The following is a 14,694-nucleotide window of genomic DNA, read 5'->3' as shown; positions in this document are numbered from 1 at the left end:
AATAGAGACTAATAATGAAAAAAATATTCTTGCCCTTGCTTGTTCCTGCGCTGTTAAGCGTAAGTGCATGTACCCCTTCTAACGACAGTGAAACGAAGGTTAGCGACACAGATACGTTAGCCACAGCACATGAAACGACAAACTTTGACTCGGTATACAACAGTATCTCCGATGCAGATATTCGAGAGCCGTTAAAAATACTCTCATCTGATGAATTTGAAGGTCGCCTACCCACGACAGAAGGTGAGAAGAAAACCATTGATTACCTTGTTAGCCAATTTAAAGAAGCCGGTCTTGAACCTGGAAATGGCGATAGCTATTTGCAGAAGGTAGCGTTAATGGAAATCACCGCGACCCCTGATATGACAATGACTATCGGTGACAACCGCTTCGCTTATAAAGAAGACATGGTGGCATCATCAAAGCGTGAGCAAGCTTCGGTCTCGCTGAATGATTCTGAATTAGTGTTCGTAGGCTATGGTGTTAACGCACCAGAATATAAATGGAATGACTACGAAGGTTTAGACGTTGAAGGGAAAACGGTTGTTATCCTCATAAACGATCCAGGGTTTGAAAACCCAAAAAGTGGAAAGTTTCAGGGCACGACAATGACGTATTACGGTCGTTGGAGCTATAAATATGAAGAAGCCAGCCGCCAAGGCGCTGCAGCAGCTATTATCGTACACGAATCGGCCCCCGCATCTTATGGATGGTCAGTTGTTGCCAACAGCTGGAGCGGCCCGCAATATGGATTAGTTAGTGAAGACAAAGGCGCCAGTCGCGTTGCCGTAGAAGGCTGGCTGACTCTAGATGCGGCCAAACAAGTATTTAGCGATGCTGGATTGGACTTTGATGCTGAAAAAGCAAAGGCAATGTCAGGACCTTACAACAAGGCCATGGACATTACCGCGTCGGTAACTGTTAAAAACACGTTCAAAAAATCAGAAAGTAATAACGTCATAGCCACATTACCGGGCTCTGCGTTTGCTGATGACCATATTATATACACCGCCCATTGGGATCATCTTGGCAAAGATGAAAGCAAAGAAGGCGATCAAATTTACAATGGCGCCCATGACAATGCCACCGGCTCAGCAGCAATGATAGCAATGGCCAAGGCGTATTCATCACTAACGCCAAGACCCAAACGTTCAATATCATTTTTAGTGGTTACTGCAGAAGAACAAGGATTACTAGGCAGTAAATACTATGCTGCTAATCCTGTTATCCCGCTAGAGAAAACAGTGGCAAACATAAATATGGATGCCATGAATGTATTGGGTAAAACCAAAAATGTTGCCGTTGTAGGAATGGGTAAATCAGAACTTGAAACCTACCTCAGAGCAGCCGCAAAAAAACAAGGTCGAGTGTTAACCCAAGAAGATAAGCCTGAAGCGGGATACTACTACCGCTCGGATCATTTCAGCTTTGCTAAGCAAGGTGTTCCAGCTCTGTATGCTGAGGGCGGCGACGAGCCAGCCGATGAAGAAACAGCTAAATACCGCAAGCGAATGAACGTGATTGTGACCGGATGCTATCATCAAGTGTGCGACGAGTACCGCGAGAATTGGGATATGGGCGGCATTGTTCAGGACACTCAAATGTTATTCGATGTAGGTGTGAATGTGGCGAATGCGCCAATGTGGCCACAGTGGAATGAAGGCAGTGAATTTCAGCGCCAGTATTAATCGAGGTTGTCGTCATAATACGTCAGAGCATCTGAGATGCAAATAAAAGCTGACTTAAGCCTGATTCAATCGGCATAAGTCGCTCAGAGTAAAACTACAATGCCCCGACCTGTCGGGGCATTTCTTTTTTACACATCGTTATTGGTACTTTCTGAAGATTCGCCTTTGTACTTTCGCATTTGTACTCGCGCCTTTGTACTCGCGCCTTTGTAAGTTCGCTTTCATGCACACGCTTTTGTCACTGCCCTTCATCTATAACCTGGTGTTAATAGTTGTTTACTGGCGCAGACGTAAACTCAACGCATAAAGCTAAAAGATGGTTTTTTACGCAAAATAGGATACTTTTGCATTTATCAATGTAACTTCGCTAAAAAGAACCAATAAATTCCATTTTATCATCACAATGTACTTGCAATTTCCTGTCAGACTGGCACATTCAAGACACGCGAATCAGACAAATCAAAAATAATAATCCTTCGCTGCTCTTCAACGAGTACCCGACAGAAATAACCCATTTTTTTAAACCAGCGAACAGAGAGAATCCGTCTTATGTGTGGTATTTTCGGTATCCTTGATATCAAAACCGATGTGTCTGAACTCAGAACCCAAGCCCTCGACTTATCTAAATTATTGCGCCACCGTGGCCCTGACTGGTCGGGTATCTGGAATAATGACAATACCATTCTTTGTCATGAACGATTAGCCATCGTCGACGTGGATACAGGTGCTCAACCTCTTATCAGCCAGAACGACAAACATATCCTTGCAGTGAATGGCGAGATTTATAATCACAAGCAACTAGCTGCTGATTTAGACGAGCCTTATCCATTTAAGACTCGCTCGGATTGCGAAGTAATACTGCCTTTATTTCAACAAAAAGGCATTGATTTCATTGATGAACTAGAAGGCATGTTCGCCTTTATTCTTTACGATGAAGAACAAGATGCATATCTGATTGCGCGGGATCATATTGGTATTATTCCGCTATACACAGGCTACGATGAACACGGCAACTTCTATGTATCTTCTGAAATGAAGGCACTTGCCAGTGTGTGTAAAACGATTAGTGAATTTCCTCCAGGCCACTACATGTGGAGCAAAGAAGGTAAACTGACTAAATATTACAAGCGCGATTGGATGGACTATGAAAACGTTAAAGACAATAGTTCAGATTTAGACGAGCTTCGCGTTGCTTTCGAGAAAGCAGTAAAATCACACATGATGTCAGATGTGCCCTATGCTGTTTTACTATCTGGCGGGTTAGACTCTTCACTCGTCTCTGCCGTTGCCGCGCAATATGTGGCTAAACGGGTTGAAGATGAAGATAAGACAGATGCATGGTGGCCGAGACTACACAGTTTTGCTGTTGGTCTTGAGGGGGCTCCAGATTTAAAAGCAGCCAAAAAAGTGGCTGACATGATTGGTACTGTACATCACGAGATACATTTCACCATTCAAGAAGGCCTAGACGCCATTCGTGACGTTATCTTTCACCTTGAGACCTACGACACCACGACAATTCGCGCAGCCACGCCCATGTACCTCATGACGCGTAAGATTAAAGCCATGGGTATCAAAATGGTTTTATCTGGTGAAGGTGCTGATGAAATTTTTGGTGGCTACCTGTATTTCCACAAAGCGCCAAATGCAAAAGAATTCCATGAAGAAACCGTACGTAAATTAGACCGTCTTCACATGTTTGACTGTGCTCGTGCAAACAAAGCAACGTCAGCATGGGGTGTAGAAGCACGTGTTCCCTTCTTAGACAAAAACTTTATTGATGTTGCGATGCGTTTAAACCCACAAGACAAAATGTGTCTTGATGGAAAAATGGAAAAGTGGATCTTACGTAAGTCTTTTGATAATGGCGACACCTTGCCTGCCGAGGTCTTATGGCGTCAAAAAGAGCAGTTTGGTGATGGCGTTGGCTACTCATGGATAGACTCTATTCGCGAGTTTGTTGACGGTGAAGTAACCGACCAGCAGTTGGCAACAGCAGAGTTTCGCTTCCCTTACAACACGCCGGACACAAAAGAGGGCTACTATTACCGCACTATTTTTGAAAGCTACTTTCCACAAGAAAGCGCTGCACGTTGTGTTCCCGGTGGTAAATCAATCGCCTGTAGCACCGCAGAAGCATTGGAGTGGGATGAAAGCTTCAAGAATAATGCAGATCCGTCAGGTCGCTCGATGAAAGGTGTGCACTCTGGAGAGTCTTAGGCTTCTTGCTTAGATAGCATATTAAAATAATAAAAAACGCGACCCATGGTCGCGTTTTTTTATGCGTTATTTTTCAGCTGCCGTTTTATACCACAACGCCTCATTTGACAAGGGTGTGTCGTTGGGTAAAAGCGGGTTTTCAATAGTAAAAATCGTTCTCTCATCCATATTTATTTCGTCGAGAATGGGCATATAAGTCGACTGAAACAGTGTGTCGAAAGAACCGTCTTCAATGGCCCGTTGCAATCCGGTCTCAATTAAATGTGCAAGCGTTTTGTTATTGTTGCTCACAAAATAGTACATGGCCGTGGGGTAATAAATGGCGAGGGAAGGCTCAAGTGACACGCTGGCGCTTTTGCCTAGTTTGTCTAACTCTGGGGTAATTTCGATAACGGAGCGAGGGAAGAAATCTCCTTTTCCCTGGCTAAGGAAGTCGTAAGCTCTATCAAATTCCGGAACGGTAAATACATTGAATCCGCTGGCCTGCAATATTTTTGTATCAGGCCAATCCTCACCCTGAATAGGAACAAGTTCACGCATATCGGCTATGGATTCAACCTGAGCAAACTTTGCACTTTTTTGGTCTTGAATGGCAAATACCCGTAACCCAATTAATCCTTTGGCAATGGGTATTCTAATGGCGGTTAGGTCTTTCTCACGCTGGATGTCTGTCATACTCCATACCACGCTCACTTCTCTGTTTTCGCGCAGCTGTCGCATGGCTTTGCCCGTAAGCAAAATTCTGTCAGAGGGTAGTAATTCATAATTCACGCCGGTCTTATCCAGTGCGAGTTTCAGTAGCGCGATGGGGTATTGAGTTCGCTCATCGGTATCATCTATAGGGCGAGGATAAGTGATTGTCCACAACGCGCCGTGTGCACTAAGCCCTAATAGCGAGAGCACAAGTATCAACACTTTCAACAAACTTAAACTCCCTACTTGTTTTTTGCAGTCTCTAATCATTCTCAAGGCAACCAATACCCATTTACTCAATACCAATGTATTTATGTGTTTGTAAAGATAGCCGCCAGTTTCTTGCAATACAAGTCTCAACAGCGAGCTGCGTTGCTCTTGCCTGCTGACTAATGGGCTGCAAACATACCTGCTTACCCTCTAAAGAAACATTCGCAAGCAGCGCGTCCAGTTCATCAATATGCTTTTGCATCGCAATAGGATGCTTTATTTCGTTAGCGCGCTCTAATGCGCTTGTCAGCACCTCAAAGCCACCACGCATGTTGATTTTTGGCGACACTGTCACATAGGTTCGGTCATCGCAGAGTACCTCGAAAGTACCGCTAGTTTCGATTTGCGTGGTAAAGCCGTTATTGTGCAGCATGGTTGTCAGCCCCAGCAGATCGTACATGCAGGGCTCACCGCCAGTTATAACAACGTGAGTAGCAACGTACCCTTCTTGTTTGAACAGCGAAAGCAAAGACTCATCGTCTGCCACAAAATAGGTCTCAGACTCCTCGGCCTGATCAATTACCTGCCGCGGGGCAACGATAAGATCGTCTTTAATTTCCCAAGTGTGTTTTGTATCGCACCACGGACAACCCACAGGGCAACCTTGAAGACGAACAAAAATAGAGGGGATCCCAGTGTGTGCACCCTCTCCTTGAATAGTTTCGAACATCTCATTGATGTTTAATGTGCTTAATACAGACAAATTGACGTCCTTTAACGATTGTATGTTGGGATTTTACCAAGGATCACATAAAATTCTGACATTATTTCTTAATTCGTGAAAATCTATGTCAGAAAACGTTGTTGTTATTTACTCTGGGGGTATGGATTCTTTCACTGTGCTGCATAAAGCACTGCGTGAAGGAAAAAAAGTACATGCCCTTAGTTTTAATTATGGTCAGCGCCATAAAAAAGAGCTCGATTATGCCGCGAGTGTGTGTGATTCACTAGCCGTACCTCATAAGATTGTTGATATTAGTGCAATTAATTCTCTGATAGGTGGCTCTGCACTGACTTCTGATATTGAGGTTCCAGAGGGTCACTACGAAGAGCCAAGCATGAAGCAGACGGTTGTACCTAACCGCAACATGATTTTGCTTTCCCTTGCAGTAGGTTACGCAGTAAGCCTGGAAGCAAAAGAAGTGTATTACGGTGCCCACGCTGGAGACCATGCAATTTACCCAGATTGCAGACCAGAGTTTGTGCATCGAATGAATGATGTGTGCGGTATTGCAAACTACACCCCTGTGGAAATTGTCACCCCCTACATTGATGAAAGTAAAACGGCTATTTTAACTGATGGGCTAAATATGGGGCTTGATTACGGTAAGACATGGACATGTTACAACGGCCGAGAAAAAGCCTGCGGCAAATGTGGTGCTTGCGAAGAACGACTAGAAGCCTTTAGAGACAATAACGCCACCGACCCGTTAGAGTACGAGTAATAAAAGGTTACTTATCCTTTTAGAGTCCAACTAGAGGCCTAAGCGCTTCTAGTTGGAGGCATCTAGCTGAACGAAGTGCCCCCTGCTTTATTTTTAGGGGTTTCTCATTTTAAGAGATAGGCGTGTCGCTGCCATTTTCGTCAGATGTACTGCTGACACTGAAATGAAAGCGCAAACCCCTAATGCTCCGCCAACGCCCTCAAGAAAGGGTAGCAACAGCGAGCTAATAACTCCAAATAGACACGCCGCCGCCACGACGCCTTTACTTGATAGGCGATGTGATGATGTCATTCCAACAAAGCTTCCGCCAAAAAAAATGCTGGTATACGTATTTGCCGTCTCTGTGCCTGCTGTGTAAGCCAACAGTACGTAACATATTAACGTACAGGTACTGCTTGCTCGAATAGCATTCATCCAACGTAAAATAGACAGCTTATACGTAATAACACCCCCTAAAATAGCAAAGAGTAGCACTAACACTATCCAGACACCCACTTACCAATCACCATTGTACAAAGCACGACACTTGCGACAGACACAAAGGCAATTGCACCTAGCTTTCCCCCAACGCCAATAAAATGATTTTTTAGCGATGTATAAATTGCCGCCCCAATGAGGCTAATAACAACAAGTTCATAAGGAGAGCTAATAACATCAGACGAGCACATGCCCGCAAACGCGCCTGCATACATGGCGGCCTGTGGATGATGTTGAAATTGAGTGGTAGTGGGAAGAATGCTGCCCATAAGCCCTATTGAAGCTGCACTTACCACAATAGGCACTTCCAATAACTGATGAAGAACAAAGCAGCCGTACAAACCCAAAAAGAAAGAAAGCAGTTTTACGCTGTAAAAAAGACCCACTTTCTTAATGGCTTGCACTGCTTGGCTCCGATTTAGTTATTACTAGAGCGCAAATCTAAGCACTTTTGATAGGACGAAAGAATGCGACTACTTTTGGCTTTCAGCAATAAAGTAACTTAGCTCTTTAATGCAGTGGCGCAACACGGGGTTCAATCGTGTATTTTTACCGTTCATTACAAACAATTCATGACTGAAGTTAAATAGGCTGCCATTGGCGATAGGCACGAGCCCAAGCGCAGCGCCCTGCTCTTTCGCCATATAATCCGGTAAAAGGCCTACGTACTCGCCTGTCATTATTGCCGACATTGAGGCGTCAAAAGAATCTGAGAATGTTTGAATAGCTAGCCTCGACTCATCTTCAATGTAGTTTGCTGATGACAGACCAGAAATTCCGATAGCGGGATAATCTTCAATATTCACATTATCAGGAAGCTCAGTATCTCGATATTTCGCTAGCACATGAGTAGGAGAACAATACAACCGGCCTTCAACGTTCAAACCCACTGGGTGGAAAGTCACTGATTCAGGTTTCACCATGTCGTAGGTAGACACAACCAAATGACATTCGCCTGATAGCGCCACATGCTCTACTTCGTTGTAAAGACGAGTTTGAATATTTACGTGAATATCATCAAACTTTTTCATGGTGCTCTTAACCGCTTTACTCACTGCTAGATGCATGGAAAGTGGTAAGCCAGCCATTAATACAAGGGTAATGTGACCTGAATAATCATCGTGTAACGACTTGAGGTTAAAGACAAAGTTATCGAAAGCATTAAAAATGCGCTTGGTTTCTTGAAAAACAACTTCGCCTTCTTTAGTCATTTGAAACCCGCCCCGCCCTCGGTGGCAAAGCACAAGATCTAGCCGTTCCTCTAACTTTTTGATTGCCGCGCTTATGTTTGGTCGCTGCATTCGTAATACTGGTTCAGCCGCCGTAAATCCATTACAACTTGCTACTGCATAAAAAACGCGTAGTAACTTTATATCCGATTCTTGGAGACGATTTAGCATAGTAGCACCTGTTTTAGGTATAGTTATTGATACTCTTCCACTAACTATATGAAACAACACAGGGTATTACAACGACAAATTGAGTCTTTTCATCGCAATGTTGCACATTATAACGACTTGCCCGCCTACCGCGTGTTATTCAGCTTAATACTGAAGAACACGCGGCCTGAAAAGTGCTTAAGACAAAGCGACTACTTGCTTTCTTAAAGCCTCTACATCATCGCGAAGGGAAGCTGCTTTTTCAAACTCCAACTCTCTGGCATATTCGAACATCTGTTTTTCAAGCTCTGCGATTTGGTCCATAAGATCCGTCGCATTCGCCGCTTTTTTCTGTTTATTTTTCTCTTCAACCTTACGCAGTCGAACCTTACCAGACGCAGAATGCGCGCCTTCCCCTAAGTCCATAATATCCGTAATTGGCTTATTCAAACGCATTGGCGTGATGTTGTTGGCTTTATTGTGTGCTAACTGCTTCTCGCGACGCCTATCAGTTTCATCTATCGCTTTGCGCATAGATTTCGTTATTTTGTCTCCATACAAAATAGCGCGACCATTTAAATGACGGGCGGCACGACCTATGGTTTGAATTAACGAGCGCTCTGCACGTAAGAAGCCTTCTTTGTCTGCATCTAAGATTGCAACTAATGACACCTCCGGCATGTCCAACCCTTCCCTTAGCAGGTTAATGCCCACCAACACATCAAATTTGCCTAGGCGTAAGTCGCGAATAATTTCAATTCGCTCTACCGTATCGATATCAGAATGGAGGTATCGCACCCTTACGCCGTGCTCGTTTAAGTACTCACTTAAATCTTCAGCCATGCGTTTTGTTAGCGTGGTAATAAGCACTCGTTCATCTAGCGCAACACGCTTGTGGATTTCGGACAACACGTCATCCACCTGCGTAGCCACGGGCCGAACTTCAATAATTGGATCGAGAAGCCCGGTAGGTCGCACCACCTGTTCAACAATGTCACCTTCGGTTTTTTTCAGCTCGTAATCGCCAGGGGTGGCAGAAACATAAATAGTCTGAGGACAAATTTGCTCAAATTCTTCAAATTTCAGCGGTCGGTTATCAAGGGCCGACGGCAGTCTGAAGCCAAACTCAACCAATGTTTCTTTGCGAGAGCGATCACCACGGTACATGGCGCCAACCTGAGAAACGGTCACGTGAGACTCATCGATAAACATCAGTCCGTCGGCGGGAAAATAATCGAGTAAGGTTGGAGGCGGCTCACCTGGTGCACGACCAGAGAGGTAGCGAGAATAGTTCTCTATACCCGAGCAATACCCTAATTCCATCATCATTTCGATATCAAATTGGGTACGTTGAGAAATTCTCTGCTCTTCAATAAGTTTGTTCGCTTCTTGCAGCTGCGTTTTGCGCTCGCCCAATTCAACTTTTATATGCTCAATCGCATTGAGAATTTTTTCTCTTGGCGTCACATAGTGAGTCTTAGGGAAAACCGTGGCCCGCACGACAGATTTGTCCACTGCACCCGTTAATGGATCAAATAAACTTATCTTGTCTATCTCATCGTCAAACAGCTCAACGCGAACGGCTTGCTTTTCAGAGTCAGCAGGAAAAATGTCAATAACATCACCGCGAACGCGAAACGTACCTCGCTCAAACGCCAAATCATTTCGTTTGTATTGAAGTTCAGCAAGTCGGCGCAGTATGTCACGCTGATCCATCGTGTCGCCTTGGCGAAGATGCAGCAGCATTTTCATGTAGGATTCGGGGTCGCCTAAGCCGTATATGGCGGAAACACTTGCGATAATGACAACGTCTCGACGCTCCATAAGCGCTTTTGTCGCAGACAAACGCATTTGTTCTATGTGATCGTTTATCGACGCATCTTTTTCAATAAATGTATCTGTGCTCGGCACATAGGCTTCGGGTTGATAGTAATCGTAGTAAGACACGAAATACTCAACGGCGTTATTGGGGAAAAAGTCTTTCATTTCCCCATAAAGCTGAGCTGCCAATGTTTTGTTGTGAGCAAGAATCAGCGTAGGACGCTGCACTTCTTTAATCACATTGGCCATGGTGAACGTTTTACCAGAGCCCGTTACACCAAGCAGTGTTTGACCTGCTAAACCACTTTCCAATCCGTCGACTAGCGCCTCAATCGCAGCGGGCTGGTCACCGTCGGGTTTATATTTCGAATGAAGTTCGAAACCTCTACTCATTACTACACCTTTATTTTGAGCTAACTGGGTTGGCGTCAACTAAATTAGCATGCTCTTTAGTTACGGCCTGCGCTACGGCTCTTTTAAATACTAAGAGTGATACGCCTGCCATTGCCACATTAGCAATCACATTACCGACGAATAATCCTTGTAGACCATACAAATAACTTCCTAAAACGCTAATGGGTACGAAAAAAACGAATAAGCGGATGACACTGAGAACAAGTGCGGTCATCGGGCGATGCATTGCATTTAACGATGAGTTAGTCAGAACAATAACTCCCTGCATGCCATAACCTAGGGGTACAATCATTAAAAACAATTGTATTAAACTGCCCACTTCAGCCTCATGAGCAAAAGCTTGCGCTATCCCCCCTGATAATCCCCACATAGCCAGAAAGACAATAAACTGCCATATCAATACGAACTTCAAGGTGATGGAATAGGCGCGTTTCACTCGCTTAATTTGCAGTGCACCTACGTTTTGACTGATAAAAGGAGGCAACGTCATTGATAGCGCAAGCACAACGATACTTGCAATAGACTCCATTCGATTTCCCACTCCCCACGCGGCAACGGCTTCTGCGCCATAACTCGCCACTATTGCAGTCATTACGCCACCAGCAATTGGCGTGAGCATATTGGCACCTGCAGCGGGTAAACCAATTTTCAGAATGTCTCGGCTGCTGCTGCGAAGTTCATTCAGCGTCAGCAAACGAGGCAGCATTAATTTGCGGCGTACTGCCAGTATATAAATTATCCAACACGCCCCAACGAGCCAGGCAATAAATGTGGCAAGTGCCGCGCCCTGAATTTCCATCGCGGGAATTGGACCAAAGCCAAAAATAAATAAAGGGTCTAACAAAGCGTTTAAACCGCCAACAGAGGCCATCACTATGCTCGGTGTTTTGGTATCACCGCAGGCGCGCAACACGCTATTTCCAACCATGGGTAGAGCAAGAAATACGCTCGACACGTACCACAGCCCCATGTAGTCAGAGATATAAGGCATGAGTCGGTCAGAAGCGTTTAATAAAGAAAATACGGGCGTTATAGAAAAGAAACCTATGGTAGCCAACACGCCAACCAACATTGCTGACAGCATTAAAGAACCGGTAGCGTAAAGTTTCGACTTCTCTATTTCTTTACTGCCCTGCAGCCGGCCAATTATTGCAGAAGTACCAATACCTAGGCCGATAGTTAAACTGATCACCGTAAACGTCACTGGGAATGTAAAGCTTATCGCTGCTAATTGCTCAGTGCCTAGCAAGCTAACGAAAAACGTATCAATTAAGCCGAAGCTCATCATCATTATCATGCCCAAAATCATGGGGATGGTCATACGCTTTAACGTGGACGCTATATTTCCCTCTAAAAGATTAGACGCTTTTGAGGATGACTGATTTTTTATCACTTATGCTCCTGATTCATGGTGTTTAAGCGCTCACTGATAATTTTACGTGTATAAAGCGCACAATGCGATGACGGTGTTTTGCGTGTAATGATGATGCTGTATGTACGCGAGCTGCTTGCGCGAGCATTGCCGAGCTTGCTTTGTCGCGCTTGCATTGCCGATTTCGGCAAACGCACCATCGATTCATCAGTGTAAAAGAGTACCCATCGTTACGCCACGTCAACACGATGAACTATGGGTTGAAAACGTCTGCTGCAATTTTTTAGAGTGAAAGAGGAGACGACTCTCTCGATTGACTTGATACTAGGCTTAACTAATACTGGACTTCTCTTGATACTAAGCCACATGTTAACAATTCTTAGAACGCAAACACCGCTTGGTAACAATAATTAAAAACAGCGTTATTTCTTACCCTCGAGCTAGATTTGGGGGCAAATTCATCGAAATGTATATTTAGCCACCAAAATTAATCTTTGTTAGTAAAATACCCTATTTTTAATCATCTATTCTGTATCAGCTATCGATGTTGATAGTACATTCCTACCTTATGCATCAGCAAAACAGGCTTTTTAGCCTATTGCACTCAAAATTCGAAGCTTTAGCAGCACGTAAATATTGTTACTGAAATGTAACAACCTCTGATAAAACATAAATTTAGCTGCATAGCATTTAGACAGTCGTTGAATTAACACACAAGCTAAATTTTGTCCATGAGATCTATTTCGATCTTATGCTGAGATCACAAATATAGATTCAAGCTATTGTTTTTAATTGATTTTTATAAGTTACATGCAATTTAAAATAGAGATCAAAAGGATAAGGATCGTGCATTGAATTAGCACCAAATCAATCTATCAACATAGTTATCCACAGATTTAGTGGATAACTAACGCAAGACCATATTTGGCGGGATTTCATGACCTAAAAGGAAAATAAAAGGTAAGTAGTGACTAACCTTTTAATCCTTACGTTCAGGTTACAGTTTTATTAAAGACTGTATATAATATCAGTATCAAAGCTTTTTTTTATTCTATTTTGTTATAGTAATTTCAAGTAATGGGATATAAAAAACAAAACATTTGAAGCGTATTGTTTAAGCGACCGCAAAAACGTAACAAAGGTGATATTGCGGCCTCCGTTCACTAATTAATCATTAATTTTGACCCATTGGTGACAAATTAAGCATCAAGACGTTAAAAAGTTATTTTTTGTGCAGTCAGTACAAATATTTTAGATATATTGTTGACAGCAACTAAGTACCTCTTTAATATTCGCCCCCGTTGAAGCACAGGTCCCCCTTAGCTCAGTTGGTTAGAGCGACGGACTGTTAATCCGCAGGTCCCCCGTTCGAGTCGGGGAGGGGGAGCCAACTTCAGCAGCAAATTAAGTGTCAATTCCCCCTTAGCTCAGTTGGTTAGAGCGACGGACTGTTAATCCGCAGGTCCCCCGTTCGAGTCGGGGAGGGGGAGCCACTTGATTGGCTCCAAGTCGCATCCAAATCATCAATACGTTCTTTAGACACTCCTTTTCTTCACTTCTTGTTTATCTCTTTCATATTTTCTTTATTTGCATCAAATTCATTAAATTACCCTAATTCAATCAAGTTGTTAAACCGGCTGTAAAAAGCGATAATAGCGCTGTTATTTTGTCTTATTAATTTGCGAATAGAGCACGCATAAAATTTACCAAAGGCCCCCTCGCCTTCTAGAGCGTTTCTTTTGGTTTTTCATTTGGGTTTTTCATGACTGATTTTTTACTGCTATTGATTGGCACAGTATTAGTAAACAACTTCGTATTGGTGAAGTTCTTGGGCTTGTGTCCGTTTATGGGCGTTTCAAGCAAGCTGGAAACGGCTATGGGCATGTCTATGGCAACCACATTTGTGCTCACGTTAGCGTCTGCTTCAAGCTATCTCGTTGAAACCTATTTATTGGCTCCACTTGGGCTAAGTTATCTTCGCACCCTTGCCTTTATTTTAGTCATCGCAGTAGTTGTTCAATTTACTGAAATGGTAGTGCACAAAACGAGTCCTACGCTTTACAGACTATTGGGTATTTTTCTCCCTCTAATCACCACTAACTGCGCAGTGCTTGGCGTGGCGTTACTCAACCTAACTGAACAGCACAACTTTATGCAGAGCCTTATTTATGGATTCGGCGCAGCCCTTGGCTTTTCATTAGTGCTTATTTTATTCGCCGCAATGCGAGAGCGCCTTGCGGCCGCAGATGTGCCCGTTTCCTTTAAAGGTGCCTCCATTGCAATGATAACAGCAGGTTTAATGTCCCTCGCCTTTATGGGGTTTAGCGGGTTGGTGAAAGTGTAATGTCTATTTCATTTGCTGTTATTACCATTGGTGTTCTTGCCGTTATCTTTGGCCTTATTCTTGGCTACGCCAGTATTCGTTTTCATGTTGAAGGCGACCCACTTGTAGAACAAATTGACGAAGTTCTGCCTCAAACGCAATGCGGTCAATGCGGCTACCCAGGATGTAAACCCTACGCCGAAGCCATTGCTAACGGGGATGATATTAATAAATGTCCTCCCGGTGGTGAATCAACAATCAAAAAGCTTGCGGATTTAATGGGCGTTGAAGCTAAACCCCTTGATGCTGCTCACGGTGAAGAAGATACAAAAAAAGTAGCGTTCATTCGCGAAGACGAATGTATTGGATGTACAAAGTGCATTCAGGCCTGTCCAGTAGACGCTATTTTAGGGGCTGCGAAACATATGCACACCGTGATTGTCGATGAATGTACCGGTTGCGATTTATGTGTTGATCCCTGCCCCGTAGACTGCATTGATATGGTTCCATTGGTTCAAACAACGTCTACTTGGAACTGGGATTTTTCTTCATCACCGAAAGGTGACATTCCAATAAAAATGGTGTCTTAATC

Annotated in this window: 12 protein-coding genes and 2 tRNA genes; 7 read left to right on the top strand and 7 right to left on the bottom strand. The window is 43.8% G+C overall.

Annotated features, from left to right (window positions below):
• Nucleotides 1-14 precede the first annotated feature (14 nt).
• Both GTQ48_RS04710 and asnB read left to right on the top strand, forming a co-directional pair.
• Nucleotides 15-1,688 carry a M28 family metallopeptidase gene (locus GTQ48_RS04710; protein ID WP_163105374.1) on the top strand — a complete coding sequence of 558 codons (1,674 nt, stop codon included), beginning with the start codon at nucleotides 15-17 and terminating at the stop codon, nucleotides 1,686-1,688.
• A 549-nt stretch (nucleotides 1,689-2,237) separates the two neighbouring features.
• On the top strand, nucleotides 2,238-3,908 hold the full coding sequence (asnB, locus tag GTQ48_RS04705) for an asparagine synthase B (RefSeq protein ID WP_163105373.1): 1,671 nt from the start codon (nucleotides 2,238-2,240) through the stop codon (nucleotides 3,906-3,908).
• 66 nt (nucleotides 3,909-3,974) lie between these two features.
• Here the strand turns inward: asnB and GTQ48_RS04700 are convergent, their stop codons facing one another.
• The gene (locus tag GTQ48_RS04700; protein WP_420837587.1) at nucleotides 3,975-4,829 is read right to left on the bottom strand and encodes an amino acid ABC transporter substrate-binding protein; all 855 of its coding nucleotides are present in this window, start codon (nucleotides 4,827-4,829) and stop codon (nucleotides 3,975-3,977) included.
• Between the two features lie 64 nt (nucleotides 4,830-4,893).
• Complete coding sequence (queE, locus tag GTQ48_RS04695; protein WP_163105459.1) at nucleotides 4,894-5,541, bottom strand: 7-carboxy-7-deazaguanine synthase QueE; 648 nt, start codon at nucleotides 5,539-5,541, stop codon at nucleotides 4,894-4,896.
• Nucleotides 5,542-5,659: 118 nt separating this feature from the next.
• Here queE and queC point away from each other — a divergent pair, with 118 nt between their 5' ends.
• The gene (gene queC, locus GTQ48_RS04690; RefSeq protein ID WP_163105372.1) at nucleotides 5,660-6,316 is read left to right on the top strand and encodes a 7-cyano-7-deazaguanine synthase QueC; all 657 of its coding nucleotides are present in this window, start codon (nucleotides 5,660-5,662) and stop codon (nucleotides 6,314-6,316) included.
• A 93-nt stretch (nucleotides 6,317-6,409) separates the two neighbouring features.
• Here the strand turns inward: queC and GTQ48_RS04685 are convergent, their stop codons facing one another.
• The 5 genes from GTQ48_RS04685 to GTQ48_RS04665 form a co-directional block, all read right to left on the bottom strand.
• On the bottom strand, nucleotides 6,410-6,811 hold the full coding sequence (locus GTQ48_RS04685; RefSeq protein WP_163105371.1) for a hypothetical protein: 402 nt from the start codon (nucleotides 6,809-6,811) through the stop codon (nucleotides 6,410-6,412).
• The gene (locus GTQ48_RS04680; RefSeq protein WP_338023281.1) at nucleotides 6,796-7,197 is read right to left on the bottom strand and encodes a hypothetical protein; all 402 of its coding nucleotides are present in this window, start codon (nucleotides 7,195-7,197) and stop codon (nucleotides 6,796-6,798) included. Before GTQ48_RS04680 ends, GTQ48_RS04685 begins: the two co-directional genes overlap by 16 nt.
• Nucleotides 7,198-7,266: 69 nt before the next feature.
• On the bottom strand, nucleotides 7,267-8,193 hold the full coding sequence (locus GTQ48_RS04675; RefSeq protein WP_032094509.1) for a LysR family transcriptional regulator: 927 nt from the start codon (nucleotides 8,191-8,193) through the stop codon (nucleotides 7,267-7,269).
• 177 nt (nucleotides 8,194-8,370) lie between these two features.
• Nucleotides 8,371-10,386 (bottom strand): excinuclease ABC subunit UvrB, encoded by a 2,016-nt coding sequence (gene uvrB, locus GTQ48_RS04670; RefSeq protein WP_163105370.1) that lies wholly within the window; start codon nucleotides 10,384-10,386, stop codon nucleotides 8,371-8,373.
• A gap of 10 nt (nucleotides 10,387-10,396) precedes the next feature.
• Nucleotides 10,397-11,800: an MATE family efflux transporter gene (locus GTQ48_RS04665; protein ID WP_338023280.1), complete on the bottom strand. Its 1,404-nt coding sequence runs from the start codon at nucleotides 11,798-11,800 to the stop codon at nucleotides 10,397-10,399.
• A 1,292-nt stretch (nucleotides 11,801-13,092) separates the two neighbouring features.
• Here GTQ48_RS04665 and GTQ48_RS04660 point away from each other — a divergent pair.
• The 4 genes from GTQ48_RS04660 to rsxB all read left to right on the top strand — a co-directional run bounded on the left by GTQ48_RS04660 (nucleotide 13,093) and on the right by rsxB (nucleotide 14,692).
• A tRNA-Asn gene (locus GTQ48_RS04660) sits at nucleotides 13,093-13,169 on the top strand.
• Between the two features lie 26 nt (nucleotides 13,170-13,195).
• Nucleotides 13,196-13,272: transfer RNA gene (locus GTQ48_RS04655), tRNA-Asn, on the top strand.
• A 269-nt stretch (nucleotides 13,273-13,541) separates the two neighbouring features.
• Nucleotides 13,542-14,123 (top strand): electron transport complex subunit RsxA, encoded by a 582-nt coding sequence (gene rsxA / locus GTQ48_RS04650; protein WP_032094593.1) that lies wholly within the window; start codon nucleotides 13,542-13,544, stop codon nucleotides 14,121-14,123.
• Nucleotides 14,123-14,692 (top strand): electron transport complex subunit RsxB, encoded by a 570-nt coding sequence (rsxB, locus tag GTQ48_RS04645; RefSeq protein WP_032094506.1) that lies wholly within the window; start codon nucleotides 14,123-14,125, stop codon nucleotides 14,690-14,692. Before rsxA ends, rsxB begins: the two co-directional genes overlap by 1 nt.
• Nucleotides 14,693-14,694: the final 2 nt, after the last annotated feature.

The sequence above is a fragment of the Alteromonas genovensis genome, from assembly GCF_010500895.1.
In the GTDB taxonomy this organism is placed as follows: Bacteria; Pseudomonadota; Gammaproteobacteria; order Enterobacterales; family Alteromonadaceae; genus Alteromonas; species Alteromonas genovensis.
This window is presented reverse-complemented; position numbering and strand designations above follow the sequence as displayed.